The following is a 15,590-nucleotide window of genomic DNA, read 5'->3' as shown; positions in this document are numbered from 1 at the left end:
TGGTTCGGTCGCCCGTTGGACGCTACCGCGTGCGACGTGCGTGCTGAGTCTCGGCCGATGGAGGAGCTTTTTATGTGACCTTTAGAAAAGAAGATTTGGAACGCCGCCATGAGAAAAGCAGGCAATGCACGAGAGGCATGGTGGGTTCCGCCCAATTTGACAGGATTTGGACCCAGTGGCACGCATTTACGCGCTCGCAAAAGAACTTAATCTCGATAGTAAAGATCTGGTTGATCTCGTTAAGAAAGTTGGCATCACCGGAAAGGGCTCGGCACTCGCCAGTCTGACCGATGACGAAGTCCAACGGGTGCGCGATCATCTAAGCGGTGGTGCCGATACGGCAAAGGCACCCGCTCCGGCTTCAACCGCGACGGCAGTCAAAGAGAGCAAGCCCGTCGCCGTACGCGAGGCCGTCCGGCCCGAACGAAAGCCCGTGAATCTACAATCCGTTTCCAAGGGCGGTGGTGGAGCTGCGAAAGCGCCCGCCGAACCCAAGCCCGCCGCCAAGCCGGAACCGAAATTGCGGGCCCCCGCCCCGCTGCCCCCGGTTTCCGAGCCGCCGGCTGCCGCCAAAGAAGAGACACCCGCCCAATCCCCCGACGTCCGACTGCCGGCCACCAGCCGACGCAGCAGCGGGCTCGCCGGCCGCGTCGCACGCGGCAAGGAGTCGGGTGCACCGTCGTCTCCCAAAGCACCACCGGCTGCGGAAAAACCGGCCGCCAAAGGCCCGGCGCCCAAGTCGCCGGCCAAGCCCGAAAAAGCTCCGTCGCCGCCGGCCCGCAAGCCGGAACCCGCGTCGCCCGCCAAGCCGACGCCGCCGACACGCACCGCGCCCCCCCAACGCCCCGCCGGCCCCCTGGCCGTTCGCGGCAACACCGGCGGTGCCGGGCGAGTTCGCTCCCTGGACAACCGCTCCAGTGGTGGAGGTGAAGGCAAAAAGGGTGAAGGGAAATCCAAACGCCGCGAGCCGCGGATCGCCGTGAACCTGGCATCGCTGCCCGACGCTCCGCCGGAAGTCCCCGCCAAGGCCAAGGGCGAACCCAAAGCGCAGAAGCCGGAAATCAAACTCAGCCCCGACCTGATCGCCGGCCACAAACAGGGCATGAAGGCGCCGCTGGAAAAACTGGCCGCCGAATCCGACGAACAAAAACGCCCCTCCGGAAAACGTGGCGGATTGTCGGGCTTTACCGACAAAGGCAAACGCGGGATCGACGAAGACGAAAAGCCTCGCAAGAAAGGCCTTTCCGGCATGGCCGGCGTCCGCCAAGACCGCAGCGGAAAACGACGCCGTTCCGGTGACCTGTCACGCTCCTATGGCCGCGATGACCACCGCGGTCAACGGCGAACGCTGCAGCACAAAGGAACCAACACGGCCGCGCCGCGGAAGGAGCCGGTGCAGATCGAACTGCCCTGCACCGTGCGGAGCTTTTCCGAAGCAGCCAGTATCGGTGTCGCCCAGGTCCTCAAAGCGTTGATGGGCATGGGAATCATGGCCAACATCAATGCCGAGCTGGAATTCGAAACCGCCGAACTGGTTGCAGCCGAACTGGACCTGGAACTGCAGCTGAAGGAATCCGAGTCGCTCGAAGACGAGTTGATCACGGAAATCGAAGAGCTGAGCGACGATCCCGATGCGTTGGTCACCCGTCCGCCGATCGTGACCTTCCTGGGCCACGTCGACCACGGGAAAACCAGCTTGCTGGACTACCTGATCGGGATCAACGTCGTCAGCGGCGAAGCCGGCGGGATCACCCAGCACATCCGTGCCTATGAGATCGAAAAGGACGGCCGCAGCGTCACCTTTGTCGATACCCCGGGTCACGAAGCATTCACCGAAATGCGTGCCCGTGGTGCCAACGTCACCGACATCGCCGTGCTGGTGGTGGCCGCCGACGACGGCATCATGCCGCAAACCGAAGAAGCGATCAGCCACGCCAAAGCGGCCGAGGTGCCGATCGTCGTCGCGCTCAACAAGATCGACCTGGAAGGCGTCGACGCCAACCGCGTCATGACCCAATTGACCGAACATCAATTGACGCCCAGCGAATGGGGCGGCGATGTCGAAGTCGTTCCGACCAGTGCGATCAACGGCACCGGGATGGACGAATTGCTGGAAACGCTGCTGACGATCGCCGAGCTGAATGAGTACACGGCCAACCCCGACCGCAACGCGTTGGGCGTCTGTCTGGAATCCGAACAGCAGGGTGACCGCGGCGTCGTCGCCAAACTGGTCGTCCAAAACGGAACCCTCCGCGTCGGCGATATCCTGGTCTGTGGCCCCACCTACGGTCGGGTCCGGGCGATGAGCAACACGTTGACCGGAGAAGCGATGACCGAAGCCGGTCCGAGCACGCCGGTCAGTGTGATGGGTCTGGAAGACCCGCCGGGTGCGGGTGACCGATTCCACGTGCTGGAAGACATCACCGACGCCCGCGAAATCGCCGCGTCGCGTGCCGACGCGACCAGCCGCCAATCGCTCTCGGGCAACACCACCGCGGTTTCGTTCGAGAACTTCCAAGAAATGCTGCAAGGCGGCCGCTTGGGACAGACCGAAGAAAAAGTCAAACTGAACGTCATCGTGCGTGCCGACGTCAAAGGCTCGCTGGAAGCGATCGACAAAGAGTTGGGCAAGTTCGATCACCCGGAAGTCGAAATCAAAGTGCTGCAACGCAGCGTCGGCGGCATCACCCTGGCCGACGTGACGCTGGCCAGTGCCTCCAACGCCGTCATCTTGGGTTTCAATGTGATTCCCGACGAACAGGCTCGGGCCTTGGCCGACGAACGCGACGTCCAAATTCGACGCTACGACGTGATCTACAAATTGACCGACGACATCCGGGCGATGATCGAAGGCCGATTGAAGCCGGAAGAACGCGTCGTCGAACTCGGACGGGCACTCGTCAAGCAAGTCTTTTCGATCAGCCGCGTCGGAACGATCGCCGGTTGCTACGTCGCACAAGGATCCATCCAACGCGGCTGCCGTATCCGCGTCAATCGCGACGGTCGAACGATCGGCGACTACGCCCTGGATTCGCTGCGTCGTATCAAGGAAGACGTCAAAGAAGTGCCTCGTGGAATGGAGTGCGGGATTCGTTTACAAGGTTTCAATGACGTCAAACAGGATGACGTGTTGGAAGCGTACCGAATCGAAGAAGTGGCCCGAACGTTGGATTGATTCGCCCCACGTCGAACCCAGGGGCCGAGCGATTTCGCCAAGCCCCGGGTCGATCGACAAGTCCAACGACCGTTTCTCTCGTTTTTTCCCCGCTCAGGTTCATCGTGACCAGTCGTCGAATGCTGAAAGCCGCCGAAGCGATCCGCGAGGTCGTCGCGTCGGCTATCTTGACCGAAATTAGAGACCCCCGCGTCAAAGACGTCACCGTCATCTCTGTCGAAGTGACGCCCGACATGCGCGAAGCCACCGTGTCCATCAGCGTGATGGGGGACGAGGCGCAAAAACAACGCTCGCTCCGCGGCCTGCAAAATTCCGCCGGGTTTCTGCAATCAAAGATCGCCAACCGCATCGACACGCGGTACACGCCCCGGCTGCAATTCGAACTCAACCGCGGCATGGAAAACGCCATGGTGGTGGGCGAACTGCTGGGCAAGATCCGCCGCGAACAACAGGCCGATCAGGACGGCCCGACGGAGGAATCCGATGGCCAGCCCACGCCGGTCGACGGCGATCCCCCCGCATCGGCCACCGGCGCCCCAGAATCTTCGTGATTCTCGCTGCCAACACCTACCAAGACGCAACACTCTGATAAGACTGCGACGCAGCGACTGGACGCACGACGCAACTCCCGCAAACACAATTCCCGAACCACGAAAACGATGGCCGCAAGTAACCGAGCCAAGCTGATCACGAAGCTGCACACCGAGCTGAAAAAGAAGTACACGCTGCCGCCTTCGCAACCCTCGCGCCCGCTGCTCGAACACCTCTTGTACGCTTGCTTGCTCCAGGACGCGCCCTACGACCTGGCCGATGAAGGCTTGGCCAAGTGCGAGCAGGAGTTCTTTGACTGGAACGAAGTCCGCGTGACCACCGTCACCGAGTTGACGCAAGTGCTGTCGGGGATGCCCGATCCGGCGAAGACCGCGCGTCGGTTGAAAGAAATCCTGCAAGCCGTGTTCGAAGAGTTTTACGCGTTCGACCTGGACCATCTGAAGAAAGAGAACCTGGGCAAAGCCGTCGCCCGATTCGAATCGATGCCGGTGATGACGCCGTTCGTGCTCAGCTACACCATCCAACACGGCCTGGGCGGTCACTCGATCCCCGTCGACTACGCCGCCATGGTGATCATGTTGGCGACCGGCATCGCGTCGCAAAACGAAGCCGCCGACGGCAAGATCCCGGGGCTGGAACGGGCGATCCCGAAAAACAAGGCCGTCGAGTTCTCCGCACTGTTGCATCAAGCCGGCGTCGCGCTGTTGTTGGATCACAATGACAAAAAGGCACGCGCCCTGATCGATGCGGTCGCCAAGGGATCCTCCGAACGCTACGACGAGTGGGAAGCGAGCAAGAAGGCCGCGATCCGCCGCGTCAAAAAGCGTCGACGCGAAGAAAAAGCGGCCGCCGAAATGGAAGCCGAGGCGGAAGCGGAAGTCGCAAAGCAAGGTAAATCGACGAAGAAATCGTCCGCCAAGGCCGACACGGCCAAGGGCAAGCCCGGCGCGTCGGCGACCAAGAAATCAAAATCCGACAGCAAGTCCGCGCCATCGGCCGCGAAAAAGGCTGCGGAAAAAAAAAGCACCGCCAAACCAGCTGATGCAAAAGAACCTGCAAAGAAAAAGGTGACGGCCAAAAAATCCGACGCGGATCCGGCGTCCGGCGAAGCGTCTTCAAAGTCATCCAAAAAGGCTTCGGGTGCCTCCAAGTCAGCGACCACCAAGGCGGCGACCAAGAAATCCACCAACCGAAAACTTTCCAAGCGTAAACCGCGTTAGGCTCTTCTGACGCGGAAACCGCAGCCGGGGCAAGTCCCCCGATTCCACCTCTTCCATCTTCGATTCCGAGCACGGTCATGGCAGGTCACTCGAAATGGGCGAACATTCAGCACCGCAAAGGTCGCGTGGATGCCGCCCGCGGCAAACTTTGGAGCAAGCTGAGCAAGGCGATCATCATGGCCGCCCAGAGCGGCGGGGGCGATCCGGCCGCGAACTTCAAATTGCGCAAGGCGATCGACGACGCCAAAGCCGTCAGCATGCCCAAAGACAACATCACCCGCGCGATCAAACGCGGGACCGGTGAACTGGGCGGCGACCGCGTCGAAGAAGTGTTGTACGAAGGTTACGGTCCCGGCGGCGTCGCGATCATGTGCGAAAGCCTGACCGATAACCGCAATCGGACCGCCCCCGAACTGCGATCCATCTTCTCCAAACTCGGTGGCGAACTCGGTAAAACCGGCTGTGTGTCTTACCTGTTCGACCGCAAGGGGCTGTTCGTCTTTGACGCCGAATCGGTCGACGAAGAAAGCGTCACCCTGATCGCGCTTGAACACGGCGGGGAAGACGTTGAGGAGACCGACGAGGGAAAGCTGCAAGTTACGTGCTTGCCCGACAGCTTCGACGCACTCTCGGAGGCCTTCGAAGCGGCCGAACTGGAAACGGAAGTCAAGCAGGTCACGCTGATCCCGCAAACGACGGTCGACGTCGACGAGGCCACCGGTCAAAAAGCGATGCGGTTGCTGGAACAACTCGACGACCACGATGACGTCCAAAACGTCAGCACCAACCTGAACATCACCGACGAGATGATGGCCGGCGAGTAGTCCAGGCCCCGGGGTGCGCTTCGCGACCCCGGGCTGTGTTGTGGCACCGCACTGCCGTGGAAGCGACCTACATCTCCCCCACCAAAAAAAGGCCCACGCATTCGCGTGGGCCTTTCGTCGTTTGAGAGGGTCGCCCGGGTCGATCAGCTGCAACCCATGCTCGCACCACAATTGTGACACAGGTAGCAGTTGCCGTTGCGGACCGTGATACTGCCACAGTTATCGCAACTCGGGGCATCGATCTGGAACCTGGCAAACTGGTCTTGCCGGTTTCCGTCCTTGGCCGCGTGGCCGTTCCCGCCGTTCAAACTGGCCAGCAAACTGGCCCGTTCGGATGCCATGATGGACGGATCCGCGACGACGACCTCGGGACCGTTGGCGCTGTTGATCGGATCGCTGGGGACCGTCGGCACCGGGTCGGCCGCGACGCTGGAGTCCTTGCTCATGAAGGTCAGCCCCAACCATCGTGCGATGTAGTCGACCACGCTCTTGGCGATCCGAATGTCCTTGTTGCTGGTGTGGCCCATCGGTTCGAACCGGGTGTGGCTGAACTTGTTGACCAGCACTTCCAACGGCACGCCGTACTGCAGGGCGATGGAAAGCGCCGTGCCGAAGCTGTCCATGATGCCGCCGACGGTCGATCCCTCTTTGGCCATCGTGATGAAGACTTCGCCCGGTCGTCCGTCGGGGTACTGCCCGACGCACAGGTAGCCTTCGTGGCCGGCGATGGTGAACTTGTGCGTCACGCTGCTGCGGGTATCGGGCAACCGTTCCCGCCGCGGTTTGTAAACGATCTTCTCGACCGTCTTGGTGACCACATTCTTACTGACCGCCTCTTCGCCTTCATCGGATTTGGTGTTCAGCGGTTGTGACTGCTTGCTGCCGTCGCGGTAGATCGCGATGGCCTTGAGTCCCAATTCCCAGCCCCAGTAGTAGGCGTCGGCGATATCCGAGGGCGTCACGTCCTGCGGCATGTTGACGGTCTTACTGATCGCCCCGGACAGGAACGGCTGTGCGGCGGCCATCATCGTGATGTGGGCCCGCCAGGAAATGCTTCGCACGCCGTTGGCCGGTGTGAAGGCACAATCGAACACCGGCAAGTGTTCGGTCTTCAATTCCGGTGCACCTTCGATCGTGTCGTTGACGTCGATGAATGCCAGGATTGCTTCGATCTGGTCGGTGTTGTAACCGAGCTTCTTCAGGGCCTGGGCGACGGTCTGATTGACGATCTTCAACATGCCTCCGCCGGCAAGCTGCTTGTATTTGACCAGCGCGATGTCCGGCTCGATCCCCGTCGTGTCACAATCCATCATGAAACTGATCGTGCCGGTCGGTGCCAACACGGTCGCTTGGGCGTTTCGGAAACCGTAGCGTTCACCGATCTCCAAGACGTCATCCCACAGCTTTTGGGCGGCTTGTTTCAGCTCCGCCGGGCCTTCGTCGTTTATCTGGTCGGCCGCTTCGCGGTGCATTCGCATGACGCCCAGCATCGGTTTTTCATTTTCGCCGTAACCGTCGAACGGACCGACGACACCGGCCAGTTCGGCACTGGTGCGATTGGCTTCGCCGTGCATCAACGCCGTCAACGATCCACACAACCCGCGTGCGGCGTCGGAATCGTATCCCATCCCACGCGACATGATCAGCGAACCCAGGTTGCTGTAACCGAGTCCCAGCGGGCGGTACTTGTGGCTGTTGCGAGCGATCGGCTCGGTCGGGTAGCTGGCGTGATCGACCAAGATTTCTTGGGCGATGAAGAACAGACGAGCCGCGGCGCGGAAACGTTTGACGTCGAACGAACCGTCGCTGCCGGCGAACTTCATCAAGTTGATTGACGCCAGGTTGCACGCCGTGTTGTCCAGGAACATGTATTCCGAGCACGGGTTGGACGCGTTGATCGCGCCGCTGTTGGGACAGGTGTGCCAACGGTTGATCGTGGTGTCGTATTGGACGCCCGGGTCACCGCAGTGCCAGGCACATTCGGACATCTTGTTCAGCAGTTCTTTGGCGTCATACGAGGGCGCATCGCCGGTCGCCTTGTCCGTCACCCAACGCGTCTGCCAACGCTGGCCGTCGCGGACCGCATGCATGTAATCATCGGTCAAACGAACCGACAGGTTGGCGTTCTGGAAACAAACGCTGCTGTAGGCTTCGCCGTTGAAATTCGAATCGTAGCCTTCGCGGATCAACGCATGGGCCTTCTTTTCCTCCGACCACTTGCTCTCGATAAACTCCAAGATATCCGGGTGCCAGACCTTCAACGACTGCATCTTGGCCGCACGGCGCGTCTTTCCGCCGCTTTTGACCACCCCGGCGATCGAGTCGTACACTCGCATGAACGACAACGGCCCCGACGGCGTTCCGCCACCGGACAGCTTTTCGCGCGAGGACCGGATCGTCGACAAATCCGTTCCCGTTCCCGAACCGAATTTGAACAGCATCGCCTCGGCACACGCTAGACGCATGATGTCTTCCATGTTGTCTTCGACGGCTTGGATAAAGCACGCACTGCCCTGCGGGAACTCGTAGGGATTCTCCGGCTGGAACGTTTCATTCTCCTCTCGGTTCCACGCCCAATTGCACTTCGCCCCGGTCACACCGTATTGCTGGTGCAAACCGACGTTGAACCAGACCGGGCTGTTGAACGCACCGTGCTGGTGCAGGCACAACCAAGTCAGATCGCGATAGAAATTCTCGCCATCGGCCGGCGTGTCGAAATAACCGTCGGCCAGCCCCCAGTCGGCGATCGTCCGCGTCACCCGGTGCACCAGCTGACGGACCGAGCGCTCCCGCTCGTCCATCTTCTTGGGGTCCCCGTAAAAGTACTTGCTGACCACAACGTTGGTCGCCAGCTGGCTCCATTTGGCGGGAACTTCGCAGTTGTGCTGTTCGAACAGCGCGTTGCCGTTTTCATCCTTGATCGCCGCCGAACGCAGTTCCCACTGCGTCGTTGCAAAGGGGGTCTTGCCGTCGGCCGGGCAAAAAACGGGATCGATCTTCAGCCCGGATCGGTCGCCGCGAAGCGTCGTGCCAAACACGCGCGTCGCATACTCCACCCCGTGTTGCTCGTTGACCTTTTCAAAGTCAGGGTCACCACCGGCCGAAGACTGAGATTGAGTGGGGAGAACAGTTGCCATCGTTGAAACAAACTCCGTGAATCGTCCGTGGGACCAACTCCATTCGATTGTCCTTCAGTAGGTCGTCCGACGCGAACGTTTCTGCCCCGCATCGTGCGCCGCCTCTTCGGCTTGATCAGCCCCCCAAGTCACCTTCCCCGGGCCGCCCGATCGCACTGATTGAATGGTTTTGGTCGTCCGTGAAATAAAAGGAAAGAAGAACACACCAATCACGCCGACCCAAGTTGAGGATGCCGAGACAACAGCAAAGAAGTCCTCCAGGGATCCTTCCCAACCGTGCAAGTCTTCCTACAGGGCCGGCCGCGACAAATCCAGCAATACCAGTAATGATGTCACTACCGGTAGTGAGATTTGACGCGACGGGCACTAAATATGGGCGACGCGGAGAATCTTAGAGATTGCTTGTAGAGTGTCAATGAAATTCCCGGACGTTTTGCAAGCCTTTCTCTGGTAATGGGTTACGTCGACGCCTTCGCTAGCATCGTCGAACTACGCCTCCACCGGCCGTCGACGTAAACCTTGGTGAGATGAAGGGTTAGTGAAGATTCCGTGGTCGACTAGGTGCTTCGTGGAAAACATGTGAGTGGCAAAAACTTTTCTACCGGAGCTCAAACCACCTGGAGGACTGGGCAAACAGGGTAGCGCGGGTCGACTTTAGCGAGTCGTCGCGTGCCCCAAGAGAAAGAATCCGCCATTGGAACAGAAACCAACAGGGATAGGTTTCCGGGGAGTCGATGCACAACAATGGGTGCGTTCTTGATGATCCACGGAGAGCCGTTCGGCCAACCAGCGTACGGCGTCCTTTCCGGGTGAGGGACGCGGCATCAGGTTATGAATTAATTTTTCTCCTGGGAGGGTCGAACGCAGCGAGGGGCAGCGGCGCCAAGTTAAGACTTCACCCTCCCAGGCTGGGAGGGTCGAGCGTAGCGCGGGGAGGGTCGAACGGTGGTGTTTGGTATAACTGAGCCACAACAAACCCTCCCCGCTCCGAGCGTAAACTCCTCCGCGACCCTCCCAGCGGGCGGGTGAAGGCGTAAACGCCTGATGGATCAAAGGTTGAAAACCGCACGACCTTTTCCGGTGAGAATTTCCAAACAATCATCCCAATGAACCCTGATCCGTCGAACCCACAGGAAGCACCGTCTTCCCCCCCGCCCCCGCAAGCGGTCCCCAATTTGGCGCTGATCCGGACCGACCTTGCCAACGAGCGAACGCTGTTGGCGTACGGCCGTTCCGCGTTGATGTTGGTCGCCACGGGCGTGTCTTTGGTTAAATTCTTAGACGTGTCGTTCGATTTCGTCGTGCTCGGTTGGGGCTTGATCGGCTGTGGCGGGATCGTCGGGGCGATCGGCACGTACCGATTCGCGTCCTTGAAACGGCGACTTAACACGGTCCGCGAGGATTAACCATCATGCCAGGTCGGTGGTCCAGCCATGCCCGATGATCCCTGGGATCGGTGCGCCGACGTCATCGCGCGGCTCGAGGACCGGCTGAAGTCACCGATCGACGGCGAGCTGTTTCCGCAGACCGCCGACGATCTCATGCAGCGTCTGAGCGCAATTGCGGCCGTCGCGATTTTTTTCCCCGCCGACCAGCCGATCTGTCGCCGCGGCCAACCACTCGCGCGGGATCCAGATCTGCAATCCCAGCCGCCGGTGACCGAAACCTCGTCGCTGACGATTCACCTGTGGCTGCGATCCTCGCCGCCGACCGAGCCCGCGACGCGGCAGGCGATCGAGGAAGCGTTGCCGGCGATCGGCAGCCTATTGGTCGCGGCCGTCGCCCGAATCGGTTTGTCCCAATCGCAACACGAACTCGACTCGCTCACGCACCTGAGCGCTGAGCTGTTTGCCGATGGCGATGCCGACACGCGGTTGCATCGGATCGCCGCCGAGCTGGCCCGAACGATGCGTGTCGATCGATTGAGTCTGCTGCGACGATCGGGTGCTCACTACGAAATGATCGGCTCCTCGGTCCAAGCTCGATTCGACCGACGAGCTGACCAGGTGTGGCGGACACAGAACGTCGCCCGAGCAATCGATCAAACGCTGGACGACCATCCGGGTTTGGTCGTCACGCTGGGACACGATGACGGCGATGCGATTGAATCGTTTCTGAAAACCGGGAACGCCACGCAGCTACACGCGACACGGTTGGGCGCGGATCAAATCCTGGTGATCGGCGAGCGTTTTGAAGCGACATCACGTGACACCACAATGCGAGACTCCCGCGATCTTTCGCCACTGCGGCGTCAGTTGTTTGATACCGCGCTTGCCGACGTCCTACGCCGGCAAGGTCAAAATGCCTGGGACCGATGCCGAGCGATTTGGCGGAAACCGGCCGCCCGCTGGCGACTGGCCGCTGGGGTCGCGCTGCTGCTTGTCCTTTGTCTGTACCCGATCACGATTCGTGTCGCCGCCGACGGCCGCATCGTACCGCAAACCCAAACCGTGGTTCACGCGCCGGTGAACGGGCAAATCGAGCGTCTGGCATGTGAATCCGGGATGGAAGTGACCCGCGGTCAAGTCCTCTGTGAATTCTCCAGCCACGACCTGGAATTGGAAATCACGCGTCTGGGCGGCGAGTTGATCACGGTCGAGGAACAGTTACAAATTGCGGCAACGCGGCGCGGTGACGAATCCGGCCAGGACGTCGGATCGGATCGCCGCGTCTTGGAAGCCCGCCGCGATGGACTCGGCCGGCAGATCACCCTGCTAGAAAAACGCCGCGACGAGTTGGTCGTGCACAGCCCGGTCGCGGGAACCGTCACCTTGCTGATGTCTGACGACGATCTCGGCGGCCTCCAGACACCACGCCCGGTTCAACGCGGCGACGCCGTGATTCGCGTGATCAATCCTGCCGACGGGTATCGGGTCGAACTGGATGTCCCGGACCGCGAAGTCGGTTATGTGTTGGCCGCCATCGAACGACAGGCCGTGGATCCGGTCGAGTGCCGATTCCGGCTGCGGTCTCAGCCCCAGCGGCAGCGCCAGGGAACGTTGCTGGGGTTGGCCCCCTCGGCCTCGTTGGATCGCTTCGGACGCCTGGTCGTTGCGGCTTCGATCCAGCCGAACGAACACGACACCATGTTCTCCGCCGACGCCGGTGTGGTCGGCTGGATCGATTGCAATTCGGCCGCGGCCGGGTTTGTCCTGTCGCGCAAGGTGATCGAACAACTCAGATTATGGGGATGGCTATGAACAACGATCGGTTTCCAACGCGTCGTTATCGCTTCATACTCGATGGCGATCGCGGCCCAATCGTCAGCTTCGGTCGCCTGGCACAGTGGACCGCCATCGCGATGATGCTTTGCATCGCGCAGACCGCCGCAGCGGAGGATCCGCAAGCGGCCATGCCGAAAGTCATCGGTCCGCTGGTGATCAAGCTGATCGATCAAGTCGAAGTCCCGGCGCTGGAAGCGGGGCCGATCGGCAGCTTGGAAGTCAGCCTGGGCGATCCGGTCAAAGCCGGCCAAGTGATCGCGCGAATCGACGACCACATCAGCCAGGCCCGCCGCGAGCTGGCGGCCACCGAGCTGGCAACCAGCCGACAGCGATCCAGCCAGTATCGCGACGACCTGATCGCCGAAACGGAATCCCAAGAAAAGGAAGCGGTGCTGGAACAACAACGTCTGTTGGCGAAGATCGCATCGGAAAAATCGCTCAACCAGGTTCGCGTTTCGGCAGCGGAAAAGGCCGAAGCGGTCGCCAAGAACGAATGGTCCCGAGCCGTCCAGGCGCGGGAGACGTTCGCCGACAGCGTCTCCGAATCCGAGCTGGAAAATCTGCGGCTGAAATATGACCGTTCACAACTGGAACGCATCCAGGCCGAGTTCGAACGGCGGATGGACCAGCTTTCCGCCCAAAGTGAATCCCAGGGCGTCAAGATCGCCGAGTTGGCCGCCAAACGCGCCCAGTTGCGACGTTCGGTGGCCGAGTCTGACGCCGAGTTGCTACGGATCGAGATTGAAACGAAACAGAAAACACTGCACATCGCCGAACTGAACGTGGCCCGCCATCGGGTCGTCGCTCCGATCGATGGCGTCGTGGTGGAGATCTACAAACGACGCGGCGAATGGGTTCGCCCCGGCGACTCGGTGGTGCGTGTGATCAATCTGGATCAATTGCATGCCGAAGGCTTCTTCAGCGGTGGTGTCCGACCGAAGCCCGGGCAAGAGGTCCGCTTGAGATCGGCGGACCGAGAAGTCCTCGGCACGATCGATTTCGTCAGCCCAGAACGCGATCGCGTCAGCGGTGAATTTCGATTCCTGGTTCGTCTGCCCGGCAGCGAATTCTTTCCGGGGGATCGCGTGGAAATCCAATGGTGAATGGAGCGACGCGGGGCAGTATGCAACCCCACGCCACCACGCGCGGCCGTGACCTCTGGCGGCTGCGGAGGGACCTGCACTTCTGTTGGGTCGACGGGATCGGCGAGGCGGACGGCTACTGGGTCGTGAACGATCCGTTGGCCGGTGAGTGGTTTTGTCTTTCGCAAGTCGAGAAGCGATTGTTGGAACTGGCCGATGGCGGTCAGTCAGTTCGCGAGCTGTGCCAGTTGGCCGCCGCGACGATCCGACCGCTGGAATCCAGCCTCAACGCGCTGCTGTCGTTTTACACGCAAGCCCGCCGTAAGGGGTTGCTGGTGTCGGTCGGTCAAGCCGGCCCGATCGATCGAGCGCTGCAATCACAGGCCGCAGCATCCGACACACGATCGGCGCAAGCCGGGGGAATCGTTCGCTTTGTCAGCCGCCTGGTTGCGTTTCGGTTGCCGGGATTCAATCCGAACCGCTGGTTGGGTCCGGCAGATCCGTCCATGGGAAATGTCTTTTCGACAACGGTTTGGATCGTGCCGATGTGCCTTGCGATGTTAGCGATCGCGCTGCTGGTCGGCCGCTTTGATGTTTTCGCAGCTGAAGTCTCATCGGCGTTTGCCCGCCGCGACCCGCGTTGGCTGGTCGGTCTGTTGATCACGATCGCGTTGGTCAAATCGGTTCACGAGCTGGCGCACGTGCTGGCGTGTCGTCGGGTCGGCGCGGAATGTCGTGAATTGGGTGTGATGTTGTTGTTCGCAACGCCCTGTTTGTATTGTGACGTTTCCGACCTGTGGCGTGTGCCCCGACGCAGCGAGCGGGTGCTGGTTTCGGCCGCCGGCATGCTGGCCGAATTGTGCTTGGCCGGTTTGGCGACGGTGATTTGGGCGGTGACCGCACCGTCGGTCCTTCACGACCTGGCACTCGTCGTCATGGTCGTCGGTGGCGTTTCGACATTGCTGATCAACGGCAATCCGTTACTGCGTTACGACGGCTACTTCATGTTGGCCGATTGGATCGGCGTCCCCAATCTTGCCCAGCGTGCTGGCGGGGTGCTGCGTCACGCGGCCAGGCGACTGGTCTGGGGCGCTGCGGCGGATGTTCAACCGGATGAATCACTCGGCCGCGTCGTTCCGCCCGGCGCACTGTTGCTCTACGCCGCCGCCAGCGCACTGTATCGCTTGTTCGTCGTCGGCGTGATCACTTTGTTGATCTACCACGCCTCGGTCGATGTCGGCCTGGGGTGGTTGGGCGCCGCGTTTGCCGGGACGCTGCTGGGATCGATGGTCTTGCGGGCCGTCGGTCCCGTGCTGCAACCGCCAGCCCCCGCACCCGTCTCGGTGGACTCGGCGAACGCGGAATCATCAGCGGCCAATTCGTCAATGGCCGCACCGCCGCAACGATGGTGGCAACATCGCCGGGCGGTCGCGGTGGTGACGTCTGCGTTGTTGCTGTTGGCCGTCGGCATGGTGATCCCATTTCCCAAGCACGTTGTGGTGCCAATGTTGGTCGTCGCCGCCGATCAACAGGAACTCCGCGCGCTGGAATCCGGGCGGATCGTCGCACTCGCCGAATCGGGAAGCCAGGTGACGGCGGGTCAGGTGTTGGTGCGGCTGCAAAACGACGCCTTGGAGGACCAGCTTGCCAGCGCCCAAGCCGAACTGGAGCTCGCAACCGCACTGGTCACGGCCTGGGAATCACGCAAAGGATCGTCAGGGGCGAACCCGACCGCGCTGGCACTCTCGGTCAAACGCCGCGACGCGGCCGAACAGCAGCATCGGGTCCTGACCCGGCGTGTCGATCGTTTGACGCTTGTCGCCCGCTCGGCCGGTCGCTTTGTGCATTCGGCCCCGCGGCCGGTCGACGCCCGCGACCGACGATTGCAATGCGGACAATGGGTTCCACGCAGCACGTTGTTGGGTTGGGTCGGACACCCCATCGATCGCAACGGAGTCGCGTTGGTCGATCAAGATCAAATTGATTGGGTCGCTGCCCAACAAGAGGTTCGGGTGCGTCACGCGTCGATGTCGTCGCGGCGCGGCCGGGGAACCGTGCGACAGATAGTCCGTGCCGTCAGGGAATCGATCCCTCCAGAGCTGTCAACGGGCGACGTCGCCGGGATCGATCGATCGAAATCGCCGGACTCGCAATCTCAGGATTCACAAGATCGGGACACGCTGTATTGGGTTCGAATCACGTTGGAGGATCCGTTGCCGCTGACCTTGCCGTCTCGATCGGTGGTCCGCGCAGAAATCCACGTCGATTCGACCAGCCTCTGGAACCGGCTGCGACGATTGATAGCCTCGCAATATCGCGGACTTTGACACCGCGTGTTGGGGGAGTCGAGCGAAAGTCGGTTGGCAGGTTATAATG

General features: G+C 61.1%; 9 protein-coding genes. 8 read left to right on the top strand and 1 reads right to left on the bottom strand.

Going from position 1 to position 15,590, the window contains the following annotated elements:
• The first annotated feature begins 175 nt into the window (after positions 1–175).
• The 4 genes from infB to H1B37_RS26850 all read left to right on the top strand — a co-directional run bounded on the left by infB (position 176) and on the right by H1B37_RS26850 (position 5,771).
• On the top strand, positions 176–3,175 hold the full coding sequence (infB, locus tag H1B37_RS26865) for a translation initiation factor IF-2 (RefSeq protein WP_436298905.1): 3,000 nt from the start codon (positions 176–178) through the stop codon (positions 3,173–3,175).
• A gap of 104 nt (positions 3,176–3,279) precedes the next feature.
• Positions 3,280–3,726, top strand: a complete 447-nt coding sequence (gene rbfA / locus H1B37_RS26860; RefSeq protein WP_182870365.1) for a 30S ribosome-binding factor RbfA — start codon at positions 3,280–3,282, stop codon at positions 3,724–3,726.
• Between the two features lie 108 nt (positions 3,727–3,834).
• On the top strand, positions 3,835–4,947 hold the full coding sequence (locus H1B37_RS26855; RefSeq protein WP_182870364.1) for a hypothetical protein: 1,113 nt from the start codon (positions 3,835–3,837) through the stop codon (positions 4,945–4,947).
• Positions 4,948–5,024: 77 nt separating this feature from the next.
• Positions 5,025–5,771: a YebC/PmpR family DNA-binding transcriptional regulator gene (locus H1B37_RS26850; RefSeq protein ID WP_182870363.1), complete on the top strand. Its 747-nt coding sequence runs from the start codon at positions 5,025–5,027 to the stop codon at positions 5,769–5,771.
• Positions 5,772–5,914: 143 nt separating this feature from the next.
• Here H1B37_RS26850 and H1B37_RS26845 read toward each other — a convergent pair whose 3' ends face one another.
• Positions 5,915–8,908, bottom strand: a complete 2,994-nt coding sequence (locus H1B37_RS26845) for a vitamin B12-dependent ribonucleotide reductase (RefSeq protein WP_182870362.1) — start codon at positions 8,906–8,908, stop codon at positions 5,915–5,917.
• Positions 8,909–10,014: 1,106 nt separating this feature from the next.
• Here H1B37_RS26845 and H1B37_RS26840 point away from each other — a divergent pair.
• The 4 genes from H1B37_RS26840 to H1B37_RS26825 are packed head-to-tail and all read left to right on the top strand — an operon-like array spanning position 10,015 to position 15,541.
• A complete protein-coding gene (locus H1B37_RS26840) occupies positions 10,015–10,314 on the top strand; it encodes a DUF202 domain-containing protein (RefSeq protein WP_182870361.1) in 300 nt (99 codons plus the stop codon).
• 27 nt (positions 10,315–10,341) lie between these two features.
• A complete protein-coding gene (locus H1B37_RS26835; protein ID WP_182870360.1) occupies positions 10,342–12,108 on the top strand; it encodes a biotin/lipoyl-binding protein in 1,767 nt (588 codons plus the stop codon).
• A complete protein-coding gene (locus H1B37_RS26830) occupies positions 12,099–13,235 on the top strand; it encodes an HlyD family secretion protein (RefSeq protein ID WP_182870359.1) in 1,137 nt (378 codons plus the stop codon). Before H1B37_RS26835 ends, H1B37_RS26830 begins: the two co-directional genes overlap by 10 nt.
• Before the next feature lie 20 nt (positions 13,236–13,255).
• Positions 13,256–15,541 carry a hypothetical protein gene (locus H1B37_RS26825; RefSeq protein WP_182870358.1) on the top strand — a complete coding sequence of 762 codons (2,286 nt, stop codon included), beginning with the start codon at positions 13,256–13,258 and terminating at the stop codon, positions 15,539–15,541.
• Positions 15,542–15,590 lie beyond the last annotated feature (49 nt).

It is taken from the genome of Stieleria mannarensis, assembly GCF_014154935.1.
Taxonomy (GTDB): Bacteria; Planctomycetota; Planctomycetia; order Pirellulales; family Pirellulaceae; genus Stieleria; species Stieleria mannarensis.
This window is presented reverse-complemented; position numbering and strand designations above follow the sequence as displayed.